This is a genomic window from Pseudomonas sp. OG7 (genome assembly GCF_014192825.1).
Lineage (GTDB): Bacteria > Pseudomonadota > Gammaproteobacteria > Pseudomonadales > Pseudomonadaceae > Aquipseudomonas > Aquipseudomonas monteilii.
This window is the reverse complement of sequence record NZ_JACHYK010000002.1, coordinates 504,424-528,277: the sequence shown is the minus strand read 5'-3', so window position 1 is coordinate 528,277 and position 23,854 is coordinate 504,424. Positions and strand designations below refer to the sequence as shown.

General features: G+C 63.3%; 19 protein-coding genes. 12 read left to right on the top strand and 7 right to left on the bottom strand.

Features of this window, described 5'->3' with window-relative positions:
* Nucleotides 1–107: 107 nt before the first annotated feature.
* Nucleotides 108–1,319: an MFS transporter gene (locus FHW75_RS06880; protein ID WP_027615116.1), complete on the top strand. Its 1,212-nt coding sequence runs from the start codon at nucleotides 108–110 to the stop codon at nucleotides 1,317–1,319.
* Here FHW75_RS06880 and FHW75_RS06875 read toward each other — a convergent pair.
* The 3 genes from FHW75_RS06875 to FHW75_RS06865 form a co-directional block, all read right to left on the bottom strand.
* The gene (locus tag FHW75_RS06875; protein WP_019098895.1) at nucleotides 1,289–2,224 is read right to left on the bottom strand and encodes a LysR family transcriptional regulator; all 936 of its coding nucleotides are present in this window, start codon (nucleotides 2,222–2,224) and stop codon (nucleotides 1,289–1,291) included. The genes FHW75_RS06880 and FHW75_RS06875 overlap by 31 nt on opposite strands.
* A gap of 150 nt (nucleotides 2,225–2,374) precedes the next feature.
* Nucleotides 2,375–3,955 (bottom strand): aldehyde dehydrogenase (NADP(+)), encoded by a 1,581-nt coding sequence (locus FHW75_RS06870; RefSeq protein ID WP_183673382.1) that lies wholly within the window; start codon nucleotides 3,953–3,955, stop codon nucleotides 2,375–2,377.
* 118 nt (nucleotides 3,956–4,073) lie between these two features.
* The gene (locus tag FHW75_RS06865) at nucleotides 4,074–5,456 is read right to left on the bottom strand and encodes an APC family permease (RefSeq protein WP_019098893.1); all 1,383 of its coding nucleotides are present in this window, start codon (nucleotides 5,454–5,456) and stop codon (nucleotides 4,074–4,076) included.
* A 281-nt stretch (nucleotides 5,457–5,737) separates the two neighbouring features.
* Here FHW75_RS06865 and FHW75_RS06860 point away from each other — a divergent pair, with 281 nt between their 5' ends.
* The 3 genes from FHW75_RS06860 to FHW75_RS06850 all read left to right on the top strand — a co-directional run bounded on the left by FHW75_RS06860 (nucleotide 5,738) and on the right by FHW75_RS06850 (nucleotide 9,564).
* Nucleotides 5,738–6,580, top strand: a complete 843-nt coding sequence (locus tag FHW75_RS06860; protein ID WP_016714597.1) for a helix-turn-helix transcriptional regulator — start codon at nucleotides 5,738–5,740, stop codon at nucleotides 6,578–6,580.
* A 42-nt stretch (nucleotides 6,581–6,622) separates the two neighbouring features.
* Nucleotides 6,623–8,005: an aspartate aminotransferase family protein gene (locus FHW75_RS06855; RefSeq protein ID WP_016714596.1), complete on the top strand. Its 1,383-nt coding sequence runs from the start codon at nucleotides 6,623–6,625 to the stop codon at nucleotides 8,003–8,005.
* 65 nt (nucleotides 8,006–8,070) lie between these two features.
* Nucleotides 8,071–9,564 carry an aldehyde dehydrogenase gene (locus tag FHW75_RS06850; protein WP_025754527.1) on the top strand — a complete coding sequence of 498 codons (1,494 nt, stop codon included), beginning with the start codon at nucleotides 8,071–8,073 and terminating at the stop codon, nucleotides 9,562–9,564.
* Nucleotides 9,565–9,633: 69 nt separating this feature from the next.
* Here FHW75_RS06850 and FHW75_RS06845 read toward each other — a convergent pair whose 3' ends face one another.
* Nucleotides 9,634–10,359, bottom strand: a complete 726-nt coding sequence (locus FHW75_RS06845; protein WP_016714594.1) for a FadR/GntR family transcriptional regulator — start codon at nucleotides 10,357–10,359, stop codon at nucleotides 9,634–9,636.
* A gap of 331 nt (nucleotides 10,360–10,690) precedes the next feature.
* Here FHW75_RS06845 and FHW75_RS06840 point away from each other — a divergent pair, with 331 nt between their 5' ends.
* From FHW75_RS06840 to FHW75_RS06820, 5 genes are all read left to right on the top strand, one after another.
* Entirely contained in the window at nucleotides 10,691–11,839 is a 1,149-nt protein-coding gene (locus FHW75_RS06840; protein ID WP_025754526.1) for a branched-chain amino acid ABC transporter substrate-binding protein, read from the top strand.
* 130 nt (nucleotides 11,840–11,969) lie between these two features.
* Nucleotides 11,970–12,908, top strand: coding sequence for a branched-chain amino acid ABC transporter permease (locus tag FHW75_RS06835; protein ID WP_019098889.1), 939 nt, complete (start codon nucleotides 11,970–11,972; stop codon nucleotides 12,906–12,908).
* A 10-nt stretch (nucleotides 12,909–12,918) separates the two neighbouring features.
* Complete coding sequence (locus FHW75_RS06830; RefSeq protein ID WP_025754525.1) at nucleotides 12,919–14,148, top strand: ABC transporter permease subunit; 1,230 nt, start codon at nucleotides 12,919–12,921, stop codon at nucleotides 14,146–14,148.
* Nucleotides 14,145–14,918 carry an ABC transporter ATP-binding protein gene (locus FHW75_RS06825; RefSeq protein WP_019098888.1) on the top strand — a complete coding sequence of 258 codons (774 nt, stop codon included), beginning with the start codon at nucleotides 14,145–14,147 and terminating at the stop codon, nucleotides 14,916–14,918. The genes FHW75_RS06830 and FHW75_RS06825 overlap by 4 nt, the downstream gene beginning before the upstream one ends.
* A complete protein-coding gene (locus FHW75_RS06820; protein ID WP_183673381.1) occupies nucleotides 14,915–15,658 on the top strand; it encodes an ABC transporter ATP-binding protein in 744 nt (247 codons plus the stop codon). The genes FHW75_RS06825 and FHW75_RS06820 overlap by 4 nt, the downstream gene beginning before the upstream one ends.
* Nucleotides 15,659–15,762: 104 nt before the next feature.
* On the opposite strand, the gene mrdA is transcribed toward FHW75_RS06820, so the two are convergent.
* Nucleotides 15,763–17,658 (bottom strand): penicillin-binding protein 2, encoded by a 1,896-nt coding sequence (mrdA, locus tag FHW75_RS06815; protein ID WP_025754523.1) that lies wholly within the window; start codon nucleotides 17,656–17,658, stop codon nucleotides 15,763–15,765.
* A gap of 563 nt (nucleotides 17,659–18,221) precedes the next feature.
* Here mrdA and FHW75_RS06810 point away from each other — a divergent pair.
* From FHW75_RS06810 to FHW75_RS06800, 3 genes are all read left to right on the top strand, one after another.
* Nucleotides 18,222–19,562, top strand: a complete 1,341-nt coding sequence (locus tag FHW75_RS06810; protein ID WP_183673379.1) for an MFS transporter — start codon at nucleotides 18,222–18,224, stop codon at nucleotides 19,560–19,562.
* Between the two features lie 103 nt (nucleotides 19,563–19,665).
* Nucleotides 19,666–20,919, top strand: coding sequence for an OprD family porin (locus tag FHW75_RS06805; protein WP_025754522.1), 1,254 nt, complete (start codon nucleotides 19,666–19,668; stop codon nucleotides 20,917–20,919).
* Between the two features lie 148 nt (nucleotides 20,920–21,067).
* Nucleotides 21,068–21,781 (top strand): GntR family transcriptional regulator, encoded by a 714-nt coding sequence (locus FHW75_RS06800; protein WP_016714586.1) that lies wholly within the window; start codon nucleotides 21,068–21,070, stop codon nucleotides 21,779–21,781.
* Nucleotides 21,782–21,787: 6 nt separating this feature from the next.
* On the opposite strand, the gene FHW75_RS06795 is transcribed toward FHW75_RS06800, so the two are convergent.
* Nucleotides 21,788–22,738 (bottom strand): PDR/VanB family oxidoreductase, encoded by a 951-nt coding sequence (locus tag FHW75_RS06795; RefSeq protein WP_025754521.1) that lies wholly within the window; start codon nucleotides 22,736–22,738, stop codon nucleotides 21,788–21,790.
* A 12-nt stretch (nucleotides 22,739–22,750) separates the two neighbouring features.
* Nucleotides 22,751–23,818 (bottom strand): aromatic ring-hydroxylating dioxygenase subunit alpha, encoded by a 1,068-nt coding sequence (locus FHW75_RS06790; RefSeq protein ID WP_025754520.1) that lies wholly within the window; start codon nucleotides 23,816–23,818, stop codon nucleotides 22,751–22,753.
* Nucleotides 23,819–23,854 lie beyond the last annotated feature (36 nt).

Here is a 23,854-nt window from a genome sequence, read left to right as displayed (position 1 = left end):
TTGCCCCATGATTGATGAATCTGGTTCATTTAATTTATGAAATATGACCAGAAATATGAACCCATTTTGCCAATAGACTGACAGACTCTTTTCTGGAGCCTGTCTTGATGCCTGTTCATGAATCCAGCCTTGGGGCTGCCACTACCGGGCGAAATGTTGCAATCAGCATCGCCATCCTGGCCTTCTCGGCATTCCTGATCGTCACCACCGAGTTCCTCATTGTCGGGTTGCTGCCCGCGCTCAGCCAGGACCTGGAGATATCGATCTCGATGGCGGGCCAGTTGGTTACGCTGTTCGCCTTTACCGTCATGCTTGCCGGCCCGGTCTTGACAGCCGCATTGGCCCATCTGGACCGCAAGCGGTTGTTCATCGCCATCCTGCTGGTGTTTGCCGCAGCCAATGCGCTGGCTGCGGCATCGAGCAGTTTCTGGGTGCTGGCTATCGCGCGGGTGATTCCGGCTCTGGCATTGCCGGTGTTCTGGGGCACGGCCAGCGAAACGGCCGGGCACCTGGCCGGGCGTGATAGCGCGGGGCAGGCCATCGCCAAGGTTTACCTGGGCATCTCGGCGGCGATGTTGCTGGGCATTCCGCTGGGTACTGTGGCGGCCAATGCCGTGGGCTGGCGTGGCGCGTTCTGGATACTGGCCGCACTGTCGTTGCTGATGGCATTGGCCATGGGGTTGTGGATGCCGCGAGTCGCCCGCACGGCGAAAATCGATTTCATGCAGCAGGCGCGCATTTTCAAGGAGCGCTATTTTCTCGCCAATGTGCTGCTGTCGGTGGTGGTGTTCACCGCGATGTTTACCGGCTACACCTACCTGGCCGATCTGCTACAGCGGGTTGTCGGCGTCGCACCGGCTCATACCGGCTGGTGGCTGATGGGCTTTGGCGCAGTCGGCCTGTTTGGCAACTGGATCGGCGGGCGCGCAGTGGACCGTTCACCGCTCAGGGCGACGGCGCTGTTCCTGCTGCTGTTGGCCATCGGTATGGCGGCGCTGGTGCCGCTGGCAGGTGCCGGCCTGGCATTCTGCCTGGCACTGGCGGTGTGGGGCATTGCCAACACGGCGCTGTACCCCGTCAGCCAGGTGCGGGTGATGAGTTCGGTGACGCACGCCCAAGCGTTGGCCGGTACCACCAATGTGTCGGCGGCCAACGCTGGGATCGGCCTGGGCGCCTTGCTCGGTGGCATGACCATCTCTGGCTTGGGTATCGAGTACCTGGGCTACATGGCCGCCGGTGTCGCGCTGTTGGCGCTGGGCCTGGTGCCGCTGGTCAGCAGCCTTTCGCGTCAGCCCGCGGTGCTGGCACGGGTGCCGTGAGGCGACAACCGGGGCAGCAGGTAGTCGCGCAAGGCGCGTACCTTGGGTAACCCTTCGCGGCTTTTCAGCCACACCAGGTTCATCGGCAGGCCGTCGGTGGCCAGGGCCGGCAACACCTCTACCAGCCGCCCTTGATCGAGGTGTTGCTGGGTCAGCCAGGTGGGCAGCTGGCCGATGCCATGACCGGCCAGCACGGCTGCAACTTCCCCCTCGCCGTCGCCCACCGCGATGCGCGGCTGCACGGTGCGTCGCTCCATCTCGCCAGGTTGGCGGCCCTTGAAGAACCATGGGCTGACCATGCCGTCGGTGTGGCCATAGCCGATGCAGTGATGGTGTTCCAGGTCGCGCTCGTCTTGCGGCACACCGTGCTTCTCCAGGTACGAGGGGGCGGCACAGAACATCAGGCGCTGGGCACCGAAGTACTGGTGGCCGAGCGCGGCCGGCCATGCATCCGGGCCACCGATGCGCACGACGATATCGATACCTTCGTGCACCGGGTCGACAAAACGATCGGAAAACGACACATGCGGCTGCAGCAGAGGGTGCAGGCGGATAAAGTCGAGGATCAGTGGCAGCACATGCAAGCGACCGTAGGAGGCGGGTAGCTCGATTCGGACTTTACCGTGGGGTTGACTATCGCTGGCGACCAGTGCGTGCTCGACCTCTTCCAGGTCAGCCAGCACCGAGGTGCAGGTGCGGTAGAACAGCACGCCCGCTTCGCTGAGCGACAGGCTGCGGGTGGTGCGATTGAACAGGCGTGCGCCCAGGCGAGCCTCTAGCCGGGCCACACTCTTGCTGATGGCCGAGCTGGTGAGGTTGAGCCGATCGGCGGCTGCGGTGAAGCTGCCCAGATCGGCGACGGCGACGAAAACATCGATGCCTTTCAGGCGTTCGGAGGAGTACATGGCCGGCCTTTTGATGAATTGAGTTTGATTGTCAGTGCTGCATTATTGAATGCTGACAACCCAAATTCATCAATGATGTGAGCCTGTAACGGCCTCCTCGCGGCGGTTAGGCGCCTCGAAGAGGCCGGCACAGGCTACCTCAGTGCCCGTTCAAACCGTCTCGCGGGTGGCCACACCATCCACCAACCTTGTAATCCCCAGCGGGTTGGCGCTTTTCAGTGCATCCGGCAGCAGCGCCTCCGGGTAGTTCTGGAAGCACACCGGGCGTAGGAAGCGGTCGATGGCCAGGGTGCCGACCGAGGTGCCTCGGGCATCGGACGTGGCCGGGTAAGGCCCGCCATGCACCATAGCGTCGCTCACCTCAACGCCAGTAGGGTAGCCGTTCAACAGCAGGCGCCCGGCCTTGCGTTCCAGCAGTGGTACCAGCCCGGCAAAGGCGTGCAGGTCGTCAGGCTCGGCAATCAGGGTGGCAGTCAGCTGGCCTTGCAGGTGGCGCAACGCCTCGGCCAGTTGCTGGGCATCGGCCACCTCCACTACGACGGTGGTCGGGCCGAATACTTCTTCCTGTAGCAGCGGGTCGCCGTTCAGCAGCAGGCTAACGTCTGCCTTGAACAGCTGTGGCCGGGCCTGGTTACCGGTTTGCGGCTGCCCGGCCAGATGCTGGATGCCGGGGTGCGCCAGCAGGTGCTGCACACCGTTCTGGTAGCTGCGCAGGGTTCCGGCATTGAGCATGGTCTGTGGACCCTGGTCGGCCATGCGCGCCACCAGCGTGTGCACGAAGTGCTCGAACTGCGGCGACCGAATACCGATGACCAAGCCCGGGTTGGTGCAGAATTGCCCGCACCCCAGCACCACCGAGGCGGCCAGCTCTACAGCCACTTGCTCGCCACGGGCCTGCAGCGCCTGGGGCAGCACGATGACCGGGTTGATGCTGCTCATTTCGGCGAACACCGGGATTGGCTGCGGGCGCGCGGCAGCCATGTCGCACAGGGCGCGGCCACCCCGCAGCGAGCCGGTGAACCCCACTGCCTGAATGGCCGGGTGCTTGACCAGCGCTTTGCCCACGCCGGCACCGTAGATCATGTTGAACACCCCTGCCGGCATACCGCTGCTGGCCACGGCGCGGTCGATGGCTGCGGCTACATGCGCGGCAGTGAGCATGTGCCCGCTGTGCGCCTTGAACACGACGGGGCAGCCCGCTGCCAGCGCCGAGGCGGTGTCACCACCTGCCGTGGAGAAGGCCAGTGGGAAGTTGCTGGCGCCGAACACGGCCACCGGGCCCACGCCGATGCGGTACTGGCGCAGGTCCGGGCGCGGCAGCGGGGTACGCTGGGCCAGGGCGCGGTCGATGCGTGCGGCGTAGAAGTCGCCACGGCGTACCACCTCGGCAAACAGGCGCAACTGGTTGCTGGTACGGCTGCGTTCGCCACGGATGCGGGCTTCGGGCAGTGCGGTTTCGCGGCTGACATGCTGGATGAAGTCATCGCCCAGGGCGTCCAGTTCGTTGGCGATGGCGTCGAGGAAGGCGGCGCGCTGTGCCGGGCGGGTACTGCGGTAGGCCGGGTAGGCAACCTCGGCAGCCTGCACGGCAGCCTCGACTTCGTCGCCGGTCGCCTGGTGGAAGGCGTACGGCAGCGGCTCGCCGCTGTGGGCGTCGACGCTGTTCAGCAGCACGTCCCCGTTGCCGCTGAGTTGGCCGGCGATGTGGTTCAGGCGATGTTCGATGGACATTTCGGTTCCCGTTGGCATTGACAGTCGTTGCGCTGGGACTGTAGGCGGCGAACGGGAGGCTGAATAATGATTAATGCGGATCGGGTGATAACGAGCGGTTATCACCCGGTGCTCAGCGTCACTCGGCCATCTGCAACTCCGGCAGCTTCACCCGGAACGCCTTGGTCAGCCCCATCAGCACCACCAGCCCCATGCCCATCCAGCACAGGCCGATGGTGAACGACAGGCTGGTCAGGCTGCTCCACAACCACAGGGTGCTAAGGAAGCCCAGGCCGGGAATGGCGCCATACAGCAGGTAGTTGCGGCCTCCGCGTAGCTTCTGATCGACCAGGTAGTGCTTGACCACCGCCAGGTTTACCGCCGAAAAGGCGAACAGGGCGCCAAAGCTGATCATGTTGGCCACGGTGTCGAGGGTGATGACCAGGGCGATGAGGGACATCAGGCTGACCACCAGAATGGCAGTCGCCGGTACGCGCTTTTTCGTCACCAGCTGGCCGAACGCGCGCGGCAATGCGCCGTCGCGGCCCATGGCGAACAGCACGCGTGACACGCTGGCCTGGGACACCATGGCCGAGGCGAAGCAGCCGGCCACGTAGGTGGCGGTGAACGCGGTAACCAGCCATTCGCCGCCCACCCGGCGCATGACATCCACCGAGGCCGAGTCGGGGTCGGCAAAGCTGCCCCAGTCGGGGAACACCATCTGTGCGCAGTACGACACCACCAGGAACAGCAGGCCGCCGATCAGCGACACGGCCAGGATCGCCACGGGAATGCGGTAGGTCGGGTTGCTGGTTTCCTCTGCCATGGTCGACACCGCATCAAAGCCGAGAAACGACAGGCACAGCACAGCGGCGCCCGTCATGATCAACGGCACGTTGAAGCCTTCGTGATGGAAGGGCGCCAGCAGCGACACCGACTCCGCCTGTCCGTTGAGCTTGAGCACGGACAGGGCGACGAAGACGATGATGAACACCAGCTGCGCCACCACCAGGATCCAGTTGACGCGGGTGATCGACTCGATGCCGATCAGGTTGAGGAAGGTGACCAGGGCGATGGAGCCCGCCACCCACACCCAGGCGTGGATCGCCGGAAAGTATTCCGACATGTAGATGCCGATCAGCAGGTAGCTGAGCAGTGGCAGGAAGATGTAGTCGAGCAGCAGCGTCCAGCCGGTGATGAAACCGATGTGGCTGCCGAAGGCTTTGCGCGTGTAGGTGTAGACCGAGCCGGAGTAGGGGTGGGCCTGGACCATGCGGCCGTAGCTGTAGGCGGTGAGCAGCATGGCGGCGAGGGTGAGCAGGTAGGCGGTGGGCAGGTGCCCTTTGGTCATCTGGGTGACCAGCCCGTAGGTGGTGAAGACGGCCAGGGGCACCATGTAGGCCAGGCCGAACAGCACCAAGGCGGTCATGCCCATGGACTTGCGGAAGCGGCCAGTGTTGGTGCCGGGGTGTGACGGTGCATGCGAAGCAGGCGAATGGGCTGTACTTGTTGTTGTATGCATTGCTAACTCCTGGAAAGGGATGCAGGGCACCGCAGTACGCGAGCAGGCTCGCTACCGGTGGGTGGTGTGCAAGGAGGTCGAGCGCAAGGCTCGCAGCGCTGGGGCGGTTTGATGCTCCCACACCCTGTGGGTGCCCGGAATCACCCTTTGGGGTGAGGGGGGCGACCCTTGGCCGACTCACCCCAACGGGTGATTTCGGTACCTGCAGCGGCGTGGGAGGATCTGGTCAACAACGCACCGCACTGGCGGCGGTGCCACTGAATAGAAACGGCAGGCCCACAGTGACTAATCAATTGCTTTCAGAACAGTGGTTCGAGCACCTGGCCAAGGTCACCGAGGCCATCGGTCGCCCGGGCTTCGCCGCCAACCTGTTTGTCGCACTTGGCGTGATCCGGCCGATCCAGGCGACCACGGTGTACCTCTACCCGCACGACGGCATGCCTTGCGCGCTGTTCGAGCAGGACGACAAGGCGCCCTGGCAGCCCGAGGGCAATGTCAGCCGCTACCTGTCGGGCTTCTACCTGCTCGACCCGTTTTACGGTGCTTGCGTGGAGCAGGTCGCGTCCGGTTGCTATGGCCTGTTCGAAGTGGCTCCCGACCACTTCGAGGTCAGCGAGTACTACCAGTCGTTCTACCGGCACTCGCACCTGGAAGATGAGCTCAACTACATCCTGCAGGTGGCGCCCGGGCAAAGCCTGGCGGTGTCGCTGGCGTTTACCGACAAGCTCGATACACAGACCCGCGAGCTGTTCGGGCGCGTCACGCCCTGGGTGCTGGCGGTACTCGGCAAGCACTTCGCCGGGCTGGACAGCCGCGCCGGGCGTTTCGAGAACATCCTCGAACAACGCATCCACGCTGCGCTGAACAACTTCGGCAGCTCGTTGCTGACCGAGCGTGAATGCCGCATCGCCCAGCTGATCCTGCGTGGCCACTCGACCAAGTCGCTGGCCGAGCGCCTGGGGGTTTCGGAAGACACCATCAAGTCGCACCGCAAGAACGTCTACGCCAAGCTCGACATCGGCACCCAGTCCGAGCTGTTTTCCCTGTTCATCGACGCGCTGGCCAATGCCCAGGGCGTGCTGGGCAAGGACCCGCTTGAAAGCTACATGGGCAAGCTGCGCTGAGCGACGGCTGCCCTGCAACCCCACCGCAAAGGAAAACCAACAATGAACGCGCCTTTCGCCCCGCAACGCCAGACCCGTGACTACCAGGCAGCCGACGCCGCACACCATATCCATGCCTTCCTCGACCAGAAGGCGCTGAACGCCGAAGGGCCGCGGGTGATCGTGGGTGGCGAACGCCTGCACCTGTGGGACAGCGAGGGCAAGCGCTACCTGGATGGCATGTCTGGCCTGTGGTGCACCCAGCTCGGTTACGGCCGCCGCGATCTGACGGCCGCCGCTGCCACGCAGATGGACCAGCTGGCCTACTACAACATGTTCTTCCACACCACCCACCCGGCGGTGATCGAGCTGTCCGAGTTGCTGTTCAGCCTGCTGCCGGGGCACTACAGCCACGCGATCTACACCAACTCCGGCTCCGAGGCCAACGAGGTGCTGATCCGCACCGTGCGCCGCTACTGGCAGGTGGTGGGTCAGCCAGGCAAGAAAATCATGATCGGCCGCTGGAACGGCTACCACGGTTCGACCCTGGCGGCCACGGCGCTGGGCGGCATGAAGTTCATGCACGAAATGGGCGGGTTGATTCCGGACGTTGCGCACATCGATGAGCCGTACTGGTACGCAGAGGGTGGCGAGCTGACCCCGGTCGAGTTTGGCCGCCGTTGCGCCTTGCAGCTGGAGGAAAAAATCCTCGAGCTTGGCGCCGAGAACGTTGCCGGCTTTATTGCCGAGCCTTTCCAGGGTGCGGGCGGCATGATCTTCCCGCCGGAAAGCTACTGGCCGGAAATTCAGCGCATCTGCCGCCAGTACGACGTGCTGCTCTGCGCCGATGAGGTGATTGGGGGCTTTGGTCGCACCGGCGAGTGGTTTGCCCACGAATACTTCGGCTTCGAGCCCGACACCCTGTCGATCGCCAAGGGACTGACCAGTGGCTACGTGCCCATGGGCGGCCTGGTGCTGAGCAAGCGCATTGCCGAAGCGTTGGTAGAGCGCGGTGGGGTGTTTGCCCATGGCCTGACCTATTCCGGCCACCCGGTGGCGGCGGCGGTGGCCATTGCCAACCTGAAGGCGCTGCGCGACGAAGGCATCGTGCGCCAGGTGAAGGACGACACCGGGCCCTACCTGCAACGCATCTTGCGCGAGGTGTTCGCTGACCACCCGTTGATCGGCCAGGTGCAGGGTGCCGGACTGGTGGCGGCGTTGCAGTTTGCCGAGCACAAGCCAACGCGCAAGCGTTTTGCCAACGAGAACGACCTGGCCTGGCAGTGCCGTACGTTCGGTTTCGAGGAAGGGGTGATCATTCGCTCGACCCTGGGCCGGATGATCATGGCGCCGGCCTTGATCGCCAACCACAGCGAGCTGGATGAGCTGGTGGAGAAGACGCGGATTGCCGTGGACCGCACGGCCCGGTTGGTCGGCAAACTCTAACCCGTTCCCACAGGAAACGCGTAGCCCTTCATCAAAAGACTGCTCCAAGGGTATAAGGAGTACAAATGTACACCCTCGAATTCTGGCAACAACGCGCCTCGGACCTGTACCTCCCGTCCCAGGCATTTATCAGTGGCAAAGCCGTCAACGCACAGGATGGCGCCACCTTCGCCGCCATCAACCCCGCCACCAACGCCGTACTGGCCCAGGTCACTGCCTGCGGCCAGGCCGAAGTCGACCTTGCAGTGGCCAGCGCCCGCCGGGCCTTCGAGCAAGGCCCGTGGCCACGCATGGCTCCCGGCGAGCGCAAGAAGGTGCTGCTGCGCCTGGCCGAGCTGATCATGGCCCATCGCGAAGAACTGGCCTTGCTGGACTCGCTGAACATGGGCAAGCCCGTCATGGATGCCTACAACATCGATGTGCCGGGCTCGGCCCATGTATTCGCCTGGTACGGCGAGGCGCTGGACAAACTCTACGACCAGGTGGCACCCACTGCGCCCAACGCGCTTGCCACCATCACCCGGGAAGCGCTCGGTGTGGTCGCCGCCGTGGTGCCCTGGAACTTCCCGCTCGACATGGCCGCCTGGAAGCTGGCCCCGGCGCTCGCGGCCGGCAACAGCGTGGTACTCAAGCCCGCCGAGCAATCCCCGTTCTCGGCCCTGCGTCTGGCCCGGCTGGCCCTGGAAGCAGGCTTGCCGGAAGGTGTGTTGAACGTGGTGCCGGGCCTGGGTGAGCAGGCCGGACAGGCGCTGGGCCTGCACCCGGACGTAGACTGTCTGGTGTTCACCGGCTCTACCCAGGTGGGCAAGTACTTCATGCATTACTCGGCGCAATCCAACCTCAAGCAAGTGTGGCTGGAATGTGGTGGCAAAAGCCCCAACCTGGTGTTCGATAACTGCCAGGACCTCGACCTGGCGGCGGAAAAGGCCGCCTTCGGCATTTTCTTCAACCAGGGCGAGGTATGCTCGGCCAACTCGCGGCTGTATGTGCAGCGCTCGATTCATGACGAATTTGTCGAGCGCCTGCAGGCCAAGGCACGCCAATGGATGCCGGGTAATCCGCTGGACCCGGCAAGCCGCGCCGGTGCCATTGTCGATGCCGAGCAGACCGGCCGCATCGAGGCCGCCATTGCCCGCGCCGGGCAAGAGGGCGCCAGGTTGGTGTGTGGCGGTCGACGCTTGACTGTCGAAGGCTCGGACAACTACATCGAGCCGACCATTTTTGCCGGTGTCGAGGGGCGCATGCGCCTGGCGCGGGAGGAAGTGTTCGGGCCGGTGCTGGCGGTCAGCGCCTTCGACACGGAAGAAGAGGCGGTGCGCCTGGCCAACGACAGCATTTATGGCCTGGCTGCCTCGGTGTGGAGCGATGACTTCAATCAGGTGCACCGGGTGGCGCGGGCGTTGAAGGCCGGTACGGTGTCGGTGAACACGGTAGATGCGCTGGATGTGACGGTGCCGTTCGGCGGGGGCAAGCAGTCGGGGTTTGGCCGCGACTTGTCGCTGCATTCGTTCGATAAGTATTCGCAGCTCAAGACCACCTGGTACCAGCTGCGCGCCTGATGCGTTGTTCATGAACTGCGTCGCCTGCTTCGCGGGTTCAACCGCGAAGAGGCCAGCGCAGGGCAGCGATCAGGCCTTGCTGTCGAGCAAGCGCTGATACCGCGACAGGCTCTCTTCCAGGTGTTTGCGCAGCGCCGTGCGCGCACTGGCCACGTCGCCCATGCTGATTGCCGACAGGATTGCCCCGTGTTCACGGGCGATTTTCTTGATATGCGCCTGGCGGTTCTTGCCGGTGACCTGCCCATGCTTGAGGTTCAGGTCGAGGATGATGTCCGGCCCCAGCGCCTCCAGCAGTTGGGTGAAGTGCGGGTTGCTGGTGGCGCGGGCAATCGCCAGGTGGAACTCGAAGTCGGCCTTGGCTTCTTCCTCTTGCGTGGCGCCGTCCAGCGAGTTGAAGCGGTCGAACGCCTCGGTGATCGCCGCCATGCTCGCAGGGCTGCGGCGCTCGGCGGCGCGGGCGACCGATTCGGTCTCGATGCCCAGGCGCAGTTCAAGGATCTGCGCTGCAGCGCGTACATCATCGACAACGCTGTCGATGGCGAAGCCGATGCGCTTTACATCCTGCTCGACCACGAATACGCCCACACCCTGGCGAGCGATCAGGCGCCCGCCAAGGCGCAGCGAGGCCACCGCCTCGCGGATGACGGGGCGGCTGACGTTGAACTCTTTGCACAGCTCCTGTTCGGACGGCAGTTTGTCGCCCGGGCCGTAGGTGCCGTTGTCGATCCGGCTGGAAAGCTCCTGGATCACGGTTTCCGCCAGGTTGGCGCGGCGCGTGCCTAACGACGCATTCATAGAAGGGTTGCTCCTGAAACTGATTGGCTCATCACGGTTGATTCTCCGGCAGGTTGCGCGCAGCCCTGATGCCCCTTGCGGCGGGATCCGTAGCCAACCAGCGGTGATGGTGTCGGCATATGTTATCAAACATCTTACTAGTCAGGCTCATGCCCTGCTTTTTGATTGCGTGCATCGCTTGTCGCCGGAAAGATTATTTTACCTTCTCCCGTAGTATACACCCATTGACAGTTGCCTGCTGACTGTTATCTTACAAGTGCGATGGCGTTCCGGCCAATTTGCATGCGGTAAGCGATGTCGAGGTTCGTCCAATCACTACTGGGAGCTGAGCATGAATAACAACAAGGGAGGGCGTACAGCCCTTGCGACCGCGGTAACATTGCTGATGGCCATGGGGACGGCACACGCAGCAGGCAGTGAAATTGTCAGGATCGGCTTCGCCGGCCCCCTGACCGGGCCCTCGGCGCACCAAGGACAGGACGTCGAGCATGGCATCCAGATTGCGGTGGAAGAGGCCAACCAGCAGCAACTGAAAATCGGTGACAAGGTGGCCCGGTTCAAGCTGGTTTCCGAAGACGATGTCGCCGACCCGCGCACAGGCACTGCGGTGGCGCAGCGGCTGGTGGACGCTAAAGTGGCGGTGGTGATCGGTCACTACAACTCTGGCACCAGTATTCCCGCTTCGAAAATCTATGCCGCCGCCGGCATTCCGCAAATCTCGCCTTCGGCCACCAACCCCACCTTGACCCGCCAGGGTATCGCTTCGGTATTTCGCACCGTCAACGACGACGCCACCCTTGGCCGTTATGCCGGCAATTACCTGGTCAGCCAGCTCAAGGCTCAGCGCATTGCCATCTTCGATGACCGCACCGCGTATGGCCAAGGCCTGGCCGATGAGGTGACCAAGGCGGTCAAGGCGGCGGGTGGCAACGTGGTGGTGCGCGAGTACACCAATGACAAGTCGACCGACTTCAATGCCATCCTCACCACGGCCAAGGCGCAAAAGGCCGATGCAGTGTTCTTTGCCGCCCTCGACTACCAGGCCGCCCCGATGGCCAAGCAGATGAAGAACCTGGGCCTGAAGGCGCGCTTCATGAACATCGGCAACCTGCCCAACGATTCGTTCAGGCAGATGGCCGGCAGCGCCGCTGAAGGCACCTACGCCTGGAACTACGGCACGCCGTTGCAGGACATGCCCAAGGGCGCGGCTTTCGAGCAGAAGCTCAAGGACAAGTTCGGCGTGGGCGTGGTGCAGTCGTCGCCCGCCGCCTATGACGCCACCTGGGCGGCAATCAACGCCATGGTCAAGGCCGGCTCCGACGACCCCAAAGTGTACTTGCCTGTGCTCAAGAACCAGCGTTACGAAGGCGTCACCGGCACCATCGCCTTCGACGATCAGGGCAACCTGAAGAACCCGGCGGCCACCGTGTTCCAGTTCGCCGACGGCGGCTGGAAAACCCTGTCGGTCGAGCGCGACTGAGCAGCACCTCATAACAAGCAGGCGCCGGCCTGCCACATAACAAGAAGACTTTTCCCACCTGCCAGGCCTGTCGGCGTGTGGCGCTGAGCCGCCGCGCGCCGACGACAACGCAGTTTCGAGGATTCAGCGCGTGGACGGTAATTTCGATATCTTGTTGCAACAGGTCCTCAACGGCCTGGTGCTGGGCAGCATCTATGCCCTGGTAGCCCTGGGCTACACCATGGTCTACGGCATCATCGGCCTGATCAACTTCGCCCACGGCGAGGTGGTGATGGTTGGCGCCATGGTGACCATTTCGGTACTGACGATGCTCGCTGGCGCAGGCTTTGCCCCCGGGCTGATTACCTTGCTCCTGGCGATCATGGCCGCCGTGGTGGTGTGCATGCTGCTGGCCCAGGGCATGGAAAAGTACGCTTATCGCCCCTTGCGCAAAGCCCCGCGGTTAACCCCGCTGATTCTCGCCATTGGCATCTCCATCGCCCTGCAGAACCTGGCGATGATGATCTGGGGGCGCGGCTACAAGACCTTCCCTGAAGTGGTCGAGACGCAGCCGGTCGACGTGTTCGGCGCCACCGTCACCAACGTGCAGCTGTCGATCATGCTGATTGCCGTGGTGATCATGCTTGGCTTGTGGCTGCTGGTGGACAAGACCCGCCTGGGCAAGGCCATGCGTGCCACCGCGCAAAACCAGGAAGTGGCCGGGTTGATGGGCATCAACATCAACCGCGTGATCAGCGCCACCTTCCTGATCGGCGCCAGCCTGGGTGCCATCGCCGGGGTAATGCGTGCGATCAACTACGGCCAGGCCGATGCCTACATGGGCTTGCTGCTGGGCCTGAAGGCGTTCTCGGCGGCGGTGCTGGGCGGTATCGGCAACCTGTTCGGCGCCATGGCCGGCGGCCTGTTGCTGGGGCTGATCGAGTCGCTGGCAGCGGGCTACACCGGCCAGATCACCGGCGGTTTCCTGGGCGCCAACTACCAGGACATCTTCGCCTTCGCGGTGCTGATCCTGGTGTTGCTGTTCCGGCCAAACGGCCTGCTTGGCGAACGCCAGGCCGACCGGGCGTGAGGAGGCGGTCATGAAAAACCTCAAGAGCCAGTACCTGCTGTTGATCCTCGGCTTCATCGCCCTGCCGTTCCTGATCGAGGCCATCCCCATGCTCGGCCCCACCTGGGTGCGCATCCTTGGCTTTGCCATGCTCTACGTGCTGCTGGCGTTGGGCCTGAACATCGTCATCGGTTACGCCGGGCTGCTCGACATGGGCTACATCGGCTTCTACGCCATTGGTGCCTACCTGTACGCACTGCTGGCCTCGCCGCACTTGCAAATGGCCGGCCTGATCGAGGTTGTGCTGGACTGGCCGGTGTGGGTGATCATCCCGCTGGCAGCCGTGGCCGCAGCCATTTGCGGCGTGTTGATCGGGGCGCCAGTGCTCAAGTTGCGCGGCGATTACCTGGCCATCGTCACCCTGGGGTTCGGCGAGATCATCCGCATTTTCATGAACAACCTGGACCAGCCGGTGAACCTCACCAACGGCCCCCAGGGCATCAGCGACATTGCCCCGCTGCACGTCGATTTCGGGCCATGGGCGCATGCGCCGGATGCCGGTGGGGCACCCGTGCTGTCGTTGCAGCAAAGCTGGAGCGTATTCGGGCTGCAGGTTTCGCCGGTGATCAGCTACTACCTGTTCTTCCTGTTCATCGTCATCCTCTGCATCGTGCTGTCCAAGCGCCTGGAAGTGTCGCGCATCGGCCGTGCCTGGATGGCCCTGCGTGAAGACGAAGTGGCCGCCGAGGCCATGGGCCTGAACAAGCGCAACCTCAAGTTGCTGGCGTTCGCCATGGGCGCGACCTTTGGCGGGGTGTCTGGCGTGCTGTTCTCCAGCTATCAGGGCTTTGTCAGCCCCGAATCGTTCACCCTGATGGAATCGATCATGGTGCTGGCCATGGTAGTGCTCGGCGGCATGGGCTCGATCCGTGGCGTGGTGCTGGGGGCGCTGATCCTGTCGGTGATGCCCGAGCTGTTCCGCGACCTGGTCAACTGGATCCAGCCATGGGTGATGGACAACGTTACCTTCATCAGCCGCGACATCCTGCGCAACGTGCTGGATGCCTCGACCCTGCGCATGCTGGTGTTCGGCCTGGCGCTGATCCTGGTCATGCGTTTCCGGCCCGAAGGGCTGTGGCCGTCCGACCGGCGCCGTGCCGAGCTGCACGAGGGTGAAGTGGAAGCAGAGCCCTCGCCGGTCGTTGCAGTACCTCAACAGGCATCCTTCGAACTCCCGATCAAAGAGGCGGACAAGGCATGAGCGATATCCTTCTCGAACTGCATCAGGTCAGTAAATTCTTCGGTGGCCTGCAGGCACTGCACGGCATCGACCTGAGCATTCGCCGTGGCGAGATTCGGGGGCTGTTGGGCCCTAACGGTGCTGGCAAGACCACCCTGTTCAACGTACTTACCGGCCTGTACCGGGCCGAGCAGGGCCGTGTGATGTTCGACGGCTTGCCGCTGCGCATCAGCAAGCCGCACAAGGTGGTGGAGGCGGGTATTTCCCGTACCTTCCAGAACATCCGCCTGTTCCACAACATGACCGCCCTGGAGAACGTGATGATTGGCCGCCATGTGCGTACCCGTAGCGGTGTGTTCGGCGCCATCCTGCGTACCCCGGCCTGCGTGCGTGAAGAGCGCGAGATCCGCCAGGCCGCCCGTTACTGGCTGAATTACGTGGGCATCGGCCACCTGGCCGGCGAGTTGGCCAAGAGCCTGTCCTACGGCGACCAGCGTCGCCTGGAAATCGCCCGGGCACTGGCCACCGAACCCAAGCTGATTGCACTCGACGAGCCGGCTGCAGGCATGAACGCTTCGGAAACCGAAGGCCTGCGCCAACTGATGTGCAAGATGCAGGCGGATGGCAAAACCGTGTTGTTGATCGAGCACGACGTGAAACTGGTGATGGGCCTGTGCGACCACATCACCGTACTTGAATTCGGTCGCAAGATCGCCGACGGCTTGCCGGCCGACGTGCGCAAGGATCCACGCGTGATCGAGGCTTATCTGGGTGCAGAGGCAGTGGCATGAAGAACATTCTGCAAGTGAGCGACCTGAGGGTCAGCTATGGCGCCATCCAGGCCATCAAGGGCATCGACCTGAGGGTGGGCGAGGGTGAGATGGTGGCGCTGATCGGCGCCAACGGCGCGGGCAAGACCACCACCTTGAAAACGCTGGCCGGGCTACTGAAGCCGAGTGCCGGCAGCATCACCTTCGATGGCAAGGCGCATGCGGCGATCAAGGGCCACGACCTGATCCGCGAAGGGCTGGCGCTGGTGCCGGAGGGGCGGGGGATCTTTCCCAAGCTGACGGTGCACGAAAACCTCGAAATGGGCGCCTTCAGCCGGCGCGACGGCAAGGACGCCGTCGCTGCCGACATCGAGCGCATGTACGGCATCTTCCCGCGCCTGAAGGAGCGTGCCTTCCAGCTGGCCGGCACCATGTCGGGTGGCGAGCAGCAGATGTTGGCGATTTCCCGGGCATTGATGGGGCGGCCCAAGCTGCTGTTGCTGGACGAGCCGTCCATGGGGTTGGCGCCGATCATCGTGCAGAAAATTTTCGAAACCATCCTCGAGGTGGTCAAGGGTGGGGTGACGTTGCTGCTGGTGGAGCAGAACGCCCGGCTGGCGCTGCAAACCTGCCAGCGCGCCTACGTGATAGATGGTGGGCGCATCAGCCTGGAAGGCTGCGCCAAGACCCTGCTGCATGACGACCAGGTGAAGAAGGCCTACCTGGGCGAATTATTCACTCACAATGACAAGCCAGTCTGACCTGGGGTTGAACGTTTGTATCGCCGGCCGCTTAGCGGGCACGCCTGCGAAGAGGCCGGTAAGCCCATGGCTGATTTTCGCTCTGGCGAGGCACCCCAAAATGCTTAAATGTGTGGCGCGCTGTGGGCCGTCACTCCTCCCGCGAACTCAGGCTTCAGATGCCCCTGCTCATCCAGCAGATAAGCATCCATCACCTCCCGCACCACCGGCCCTGCCACCCGGCCCCCCGCCTCACCGTTCTCGATCATCACCGCCACCACCACACTTGGGTGGTCGGCCGGTGCAAAGCCGACAAACAGGGCGTTGTCACGGTGCCGCTCCAGGGTCTTGTTGCGGTTGTAACGTTCGCCCTGCTTGATCGCTACCACCTGCGCGGTACCACTCTTGCCGGCAATCCGGTATTGCGCCCCAGCTGCCGCCGCACGGGCGATGCCGCGCGGGTCGTGCATGACCATCTGCATGCCCTGGCTGACCTGGTCCCAGGCATGTTTGTCGTGCAGCACGATGTTGGGCATCGGGTTAGGATCGACTGGCGTATCGCCGCCCACGGTCATCGCCAGGTGCGGGCGGTGCCATACCCCTTTGCTCGCCAGCAGGCTGGTGGCCTGGGCCAGTTGTAGCGGGGTGACCTGCATGTAGCCCTGGCCAATGCCCAGGATCAGCGTTTCGCCCGGGAACCATGCCTGGCGGCGCGTGGCACGCTTCCACTCGGCCGACGGCATCAGCCCGGAGGCTTCCTCGAACATGTCCAGTGATACCTTCTGGCCCAGCCCGAACTCGGCCATGTAGTCGTGCAGGCGGTCGATGCCCAGCTTGTGCGCCAGGTCGTAGAAGTAAGTGTCGTTGGAGCGCATGATGGCGGTGTACATGTCCACCCAGCCGTCGCCGCTGCGGTTCCAGTTGCGGTACTTGTGGTCGTAGTTGGGCAGTTCGTAGTAGCCCGGGTCGAACACCCGGCTGCCCGGGGTGATCACGCCGCTGTCGAGGCCTGCGATGGCTACCTCCGGCTTCACCGTCGAGCCTGGGGCATACAGGCCGCGCAGCACGCGATTGAACAGCGGGCGGTCGATGGAGTCGCGCAGTTCGGCGTACTGCTTGAAGCTGATGCCTTTTACGAACAGGTTGGGGTCGAAGCTGGGGTTGCTGACCATCGCCAGTACATCGCCATTGGCCGGGTCCAGCACCACCACCGAGCCGCGGCGGTCGCCCAGCGCTTTTTCTGCGGCGATCTGCAGGTGGGCGTCCAGGGTCAGGACGATGTCCTGACCAGGGGTCGGGGCCTTGTGGTTGAGCACGCGCATCACACGGCCCTGGGCGTTGGTCTCGACCTCTTCGTAGCCCACGTGGCCGTGCAGTTGGCTTTCGTAGAAGTGTTCGATGCCGGTCTTGCCGATCGATTGGGTGCCTCGGTACTCGGTACTGTCGAGGACCTTGGCTTCTTTCTCGTTGATACGCCCCACATAGCCTACCGAATGGGCGAAATGTTCGGCCAGCGGGTACTCGCGGATGAACTGCGGCTCTACCTCAAGGCCTGGCAGGCGGAACTGGTTCACGGCCACCAGGGCGATCTGCTCTTCGCTCAAGCCCACCATCAAGGTTACGGGCTCGAACGGTTTGCGACCCCGGCGCAGGTCCTTGTCGAACTGCTTGCGGTCGTCCTCGGTCAGGCCCAGTACCTGGGTCAGGGTATCGAGCACCTTGGCCGTATCGCCACCGGCCCGCTCGCGCGTCATGGTCAGGTCGAAGCTGGGTTTGTTGTCAGCCAGTACCACGCCGTTTCGGTCGTAGATCAGCCCGCGTTCGGGGGCGATGGGCAGTACGTGCACGCGGTTGTTTTCCGACACGGCGGTCTGCTGGTCGTGCTGCAGCACCTGCAATACGTACAGCCGTCCCACCAGAACGGCACACAGGCTGAACACCAGGGCGGCGCAGGCCAGAAGCCGGCGGTTGACCAGGTGCTTTTCCTTTTCGTGGTCCTTGAGGGGGATGGGCTGTGGCATCGGGGCTCTTCTTTCTACGGGTATCGCGTTGGCTGTGCGGGCGCGCGAACGGGCGGGGGATGCTACGCAACACGCCCCGCCGCCTCAAGGTGAGTGGCGCCCATCAGAAAGCGGGTATGGGCTGTGTGCCCCGTGATCAGGGCGCTGGCGCACATCATGAAGATTTGTTCATGGCTAACCCTTGGTGAAGAGGATTGAGCTCGATTTTGGTGTATTTATGGATCCATAAATAAAATTTGTGCGATAAACGAACAAGAAATCTTTTTCGGTATAAATATGTAAGATGTTGAAAATAATCAATAAAAATTGATTCTTTGTCGTTTTGTTTCTTTGCTCACCGCGTTACACCCTGAGCCTCCACCCTTGAAGTGATTGTTTGTGGATCCACTATCTGGTTGATTAGCGCCTGACAACGGCCGGATCCCTCCAGCCGTATGCGACAACAATTACAAAAAGGGTCCAGTCATGAGTGGCTTTCCAAGGGGACGGTACCGTCAGGGTTCCTTGCGCTTTGCCTGCGTGTGCGTATCTGTTCTCCCACCTGTGAACCGGCAGGTGACCTTATGAATGCCGATCTCAAGCAACGCCTGGACAACGACCCGATGGGCCGCTTCCAATGCCTGGCCATTGGTATTTGCATCATCCTCAACATGATCGATGGCTTCGACGTACTGGTGATGGCCTTCACGGCTGCCTCGGTGTCTGCCGAGTGGGGCCTGAACGGGGCGCAGGTAGGGCTGCTGCTCAGCGCCGGCCTGTTCGGCATGGCGGCCGGCTCGTTGTTCATTGCGCCGTGGGCCGACCGCTTTGGCCGCCGCCCGCTGATCCTGCTGTGCCTGGGGCTGTCGGGTATCGGCATGCTGCTTTCGGCGATGAGCCAAAGCCCGCTACAGCTGGCGTTGCTGCGTGGCCTGACCGGGCTGGGCATCGGCGGCATCCTGGCCAGCAGCAACGTGATTGCCAGTGAGTACGCCAGCAGACGCTGGCGCGGGCTGGCGGTGAGCCTGCAGTCCACCGGCTACGCCCTGGGCGCGACGTTGGGTGGCTTGCTGGCGGTGTGGCTGCTGGGGCAGTGGGGCTGGCGCTCGGTGTTCCTGTTTGGTGGCATTGTCACCGTGCTGGTGATCCCGCTGGTGCTGCTGTGGTTGCCGGAGTCGCTGGACTTTCTGCTGGCACGTCGCCCGGCCAATGCGCTGGCACGGGTCAATCGCCTGGCCGTTCGCCTCGGCCAGCCGGCGCTGGCACAACTGCCAACACCCACTGAAAGTAAGCAGGGCGCCGCCAGCGGCTTCCGGCAACTGCTGGCGCCTGACATGCGCCGCACCACGCTGGTGATCTGGCTGCTGTTTTTCCTGGTCATGTTCGGCTTCTACTTCGTCATGAGCTGGACGCCGAAACTGCTGGTCGCCGCTGGCCTGTCGGCACAGCAGGGCATTACCGGCGGGGTGCTGCTGAGCGTCGGCGGCATCCTCGGCGCGGCGCTGATCGGCGGCCTGGCTTCGCGTTGGCCACTCACGCGGGTGCTGGCGTTGTTCATGCTTATCACCGCAGCGCTGCTGGTGTTGTTCGTGGTCAATGGCGCGTCGGTCAGTGCGGCGCTGGCGCTGGGGCTGCTGATCGGGCTGTTTTCCAATGGCTGCGTGGCCGGGCTGTATGCGTTGTCGCCGGTGGTCTATGACGCTTCGGTACGTGCAACAGGCGTGGGCTGGGGCATCGGCATCGGGCGCATGGGGGCGATCCTGTCGCCCACCGTGGCGGGTGTGTTGCTCGATGGCGGCTGGCAACCGCTGCACCTGTACGGAGTGTTCGCCAGCGTGTTCGTGCTGGCGGCAGGGTGCCTGCTGTTGCTGCGGCCAGCGGCCAAGCCGGCACCTGCTCTACCTACCGATGCATTGAGCCACTAAGTGCCGCCCGGCCTGGCCGGGCACCTGAATGCAGCTTATCGCCCCAGGTGTCTGTTGGCCTGGGGCGGGCGGCTGCGCCCAAGTAAAGCGGAGAACAATAATAATGATGCACACAACTTGCACGCTGGCCCGTTCGGTTCTGGCGGTATCGCTGGCGCTTGGCCTGGGTTTGCCGGCCTGGGCCGAGGAGGGGGGCTTCCTTGACGATGCCAAGGCCGGGCTGACCCTGCGCAACTACTACTTCAACCGCGATTTCCGCGACCCGGGGGCGGCCAAGGGCAAGGTCGAAGAATGGGCTCAGGGCTTCATCTTCAAGTTCAGCTCTGGCTACACCCCGGGGTTGATCGGTGTTGGCCTGGACGGTATCGCCATGTTCGGTGTGAAGCTGGACAGCGGCGGTGGCACCAGCGGTTCCGAATTGCTGCCGGTGCACGATGACGGGCGTGCAGCCGACAACTATGGCCGGGCAGGGTTGGCGGCGAAGCTGCGTATCAGCGCGACCGAACTGAAGGTTGGCGAGCTGCTGCCCGACATCCCCCTGCTGCGCTACGACGATGGCCGCCTGCTGCCGCAGACATTCCGTGGGGCGATGCTTGATTCGCGAGAGATCGAAGGCTTGAGTCTGCAGGCCGGCCAGTACCGTGAAGTAAGCCTGCGCAACTCGTCCGACATGCAAGACCTTTCTGCCTGGGCCGCGCCCGGGGTCACCTCGGACGGCTTCAACTACGCCGGTGCCGAGTACCGCTTCAACCAGCAGCGCACACTGATCGGTGCCTGGCATTCGCAGCTGGAGGACATCTATCAGCAAAGTTACTTCAACCTGCTGCACAACCAGCGGGTGGGGGAGTGGACGTTGGGAGCCAATCTTGGCTATTTCATCGACCGGGATGACGGCCAGGCGCGCATCGGCGGCATTCAGAGCCGCACCGGTTACGCCTTGCTGTCGGCCTCGCACAGTGGCCATACGCTGTACCTGGGGTTGCAGAAGGTCAGTGGCGACAGCCAGTGGATGTCGGTGTATGGCAGCAGCGGCCGTACCTTGGGCAACGACATGTTCAACGGCAACTTCAGCAACGCCGACGAGCGCTCGTGGCAAGTGCGTTACGACTATAACTTTGCCGCATTGGGGGTGCCAGGGCTGCTGGCCATGGTGCGTTACGGGCATGGCGAGAACGCGACCACGGCGGCCGGCAGCAATGGCAAGGAGTGGGAGCGCGATACCGAAGTGAACTACACCTTCCAGAGCGGGGCGTTGAAAAACCTTAACATCCGGCTGAACAACGCGACCAACCGGCGAAGCTTCAACAGTGATTTCGACCAGACCCGCCTGATCGTCAGCTATCCGCTGTCGCTATAAAAGCTTGCACCGCGCCGCCTTTAAGGCACTGGGGCTGCGCAGCAGCCCCAATGATACGCCGCACTGTCTCTGGTATTGCCCGAACAAGCCAACAGCACCTCCCCGCCTTACGCTAAGATGCCCGCTCATGTCCCTGGAAGTCGCCCGGATGAGCAAGCCTGGTCAAATGGTGCTGGTCGCGTTGCGCAAGATGATCGCCTCGGGCGAGCTTGCAGCTGGCGAGCGCTTGATGGAAGTCCCCACCGCTGAACTGTTCGGCGTGTCACGCATGCCGGTGCGCATGGCGTTTCGCACCCTTGAGCAGGAAGGCCTGCTGGTGCGTTTTGGCGGTCGGGGTTTTCAGGTGCGCTCGGTCAGTGCCGATGACATCGCCGGCGCAGTCGAGGTACGCGGCGTACTGGAAGGCCTGGCTGCCCGCCAGGCTGCGGAACGTGGCCTGTCAGCCCAGGCCCGCGAAGCGCTGCAACGCTGCCTGGTCGAAGGCGACCAGTTGTTCGACAAGGGCTTCGTTACCGAAGAAGACCTGCAGGCCTACCACGACCTCAACATGCGCTTTCACCAGGTCATCATCGAAGCCAGCCATAATCCGGCCATCGCCGATGCCCTGGCGCGCAACGATCACCTGCCGTTTGCCTCCGTCACAGCGCTGGCCGTGGACCGCCACGACCTGGCCCGTGAATACCGGCGCTTCAACTTCGCGCACATGCAACACCATGCGGCGTTCGATGCCTTGGTCAATCGCCAGGGTGCCCGCGCCGAAGCCATTATGCGCGAGCACGCCAACGCCACCTTGCGCTACGCCGAAACCTTCGGCGGGGCAACGGTGGAAGAGGGCATGAAGGTGATTCTGCCCTCGTCGTAGGCCGGTTCAGATGTCCAGCACCAGCAGGGGTGTTTTCGAGCGCGAGCAGCAGGGCGTGAACTGATCGTTCAGCGCCTGCTCTTCTTCGGTGAGGAACATGTCGCGATGATCTGGCGTGCCTTGCAGCACGCGCGTCAGGCAGGTGCCGCAAATGCCCTGTTCGCATGACATCGCAATCTCGATGCCGTGCTGCTCCAGCACCTGCACCACTGTCTGGTTGGCGGGTACCTCGAACACCTGGCCGGTGCTGCCGACCTGTACCGAGAAACTGCCGTCGTTGCTGGCATCCACCGGCGCTGCGGCAAAATATTCCCGATGCAGGCAAGCCTCCTGCCAACCCAGGCCCCTGGCGCTGTCCAGCACATGCTGCATGAAACCACCCGGCCCACACACATACAGGTGTACATCCGGCTGCGGGTTATCCAGCACCCGGGCAATGTCCAGTGCCGTTTCCGGCTGCTCATCAAAATGCACGAACAGGCGGTCGGCGAAAGGCGCTTTACGAATGCGTTCGACAAAGGCGGCACGCTCACTCGAGCGGGCGCAGTAGTGCAGTTCGAAATCCCCACCGCTTTGCGCCAGCTGCTCGGCCATGCACAGGATCGGGGTAATCCCGATGCCTCCCGCAAACAGCACACTGCGCCGCGCCCCTTCCACGAGCGGGAACAGGTTGCGGGGTTCGCTGATGCGCAGGCGTGCGCCGGCCTGTACCTGCTCGTGCAGGCGGCGTGAACCACCCCGCGAGGCCGGGTCGTTGAGCACACCGATCAGGTAGCGGTGGCGCTCTTCGGGGTGGTTGCACAAGGAATACTGGCGCACCAGCCCATCGGGCAAATGCACATCTATGTGCGAGCCAGCGCTGAACGCGGGCAGCAGGCTGCCATCCGCCGCTGCCAGCTCGAAGCTGCAAATGCCCTGCGCTTCATCGTTGCGGGAAACCACTACGGCATCGATCATCTTGGCTTCTCCTCAGGCAGGGGTAGCGCTGGTGGCAATCAGTTGTGGTTGCGGCATGCGCTCTTTGGCAATCAGCCGCTCCAGGATCTTGCGCGACTGCACGCCACCGGCATCGATGTTCAGCTTCAGCAGGTTGCGTTCCGGGTAGGCCAACAGGTTCTGTTGCTGCCGCTCCAGCATCTCCAGGTCTTCGCTGAAGATCTTGCCCTGGCCTTCCCGGATGTTGTCGGTCAGCGCATGGTCCTGCGCCGCAAAATTGCGCGCCATGCCCCAGAAGTACCAGATCGAGGTGTCGCTCTCTGGCGTGATGAAGTCCACCACGATGCTCGACGCCTTGTGCTGCGCATCCGCGTGATAGCCCCCTTTGCCGGCGTGCGCCACGCCTACTTCGATCAGCACATGGCTGGGCGGGGTGAAGCGGCAGATCTGCCAGCGGTCCACCGGCACATCGTCTGCCAGCCCGTTGCCACGCAGGGCCATGCGCCAGAAGGGCGGCGCCATGATGTTTTCCATGTGCCGGGCGGTGACCACTTCGTCGCCGGTGACGGTGGTGACGGGCGGCGCCTCGTCGATTTCCTTCTGGCCGATGCTGGAGGCGTGCACGTAGGTTTCGTGGGTGAGGTCCATCAGGTTGTCGATCATCAGGCGGTAGTCGCAACCGATATGGAACAGCCCACCGCCATAGGCCCACTCTTCATTGACGGCCCATTCCAGGTGCGGGATCAGCGCCGGGTCGGCCAACGCCTGGTCGCCGGGCCAGACCCAGATGAAGCCGTAGCGCTCGACGGCGGCGAAGGTTTTGTTGCAGGGAAAGCCCCGTACCCGCTGGCCCGGCATCGACACGGTCTTGCCATCGCAGCCCATCACCAGGCCGTGGTAACCACACACCAGATTGCCGTTTTCAACGTAACCCAGCGACAACGGCGCACCACGGTGCGGGCAGAAGTCCTCGACGGCGGCCACGCGGTTTTCCTGGGCGCGGTAGAACACGATCTTCTCGCCGCAGATCTGCCGGCCCAAGGGTTTGGTGGCGATTTCGTCGGGGGTGCAGGCTACGTACCAGGTGTTTTTGGGGTACATGAAGGAGGCTCTCCGGGTTTTGTTTTTATTTAATGG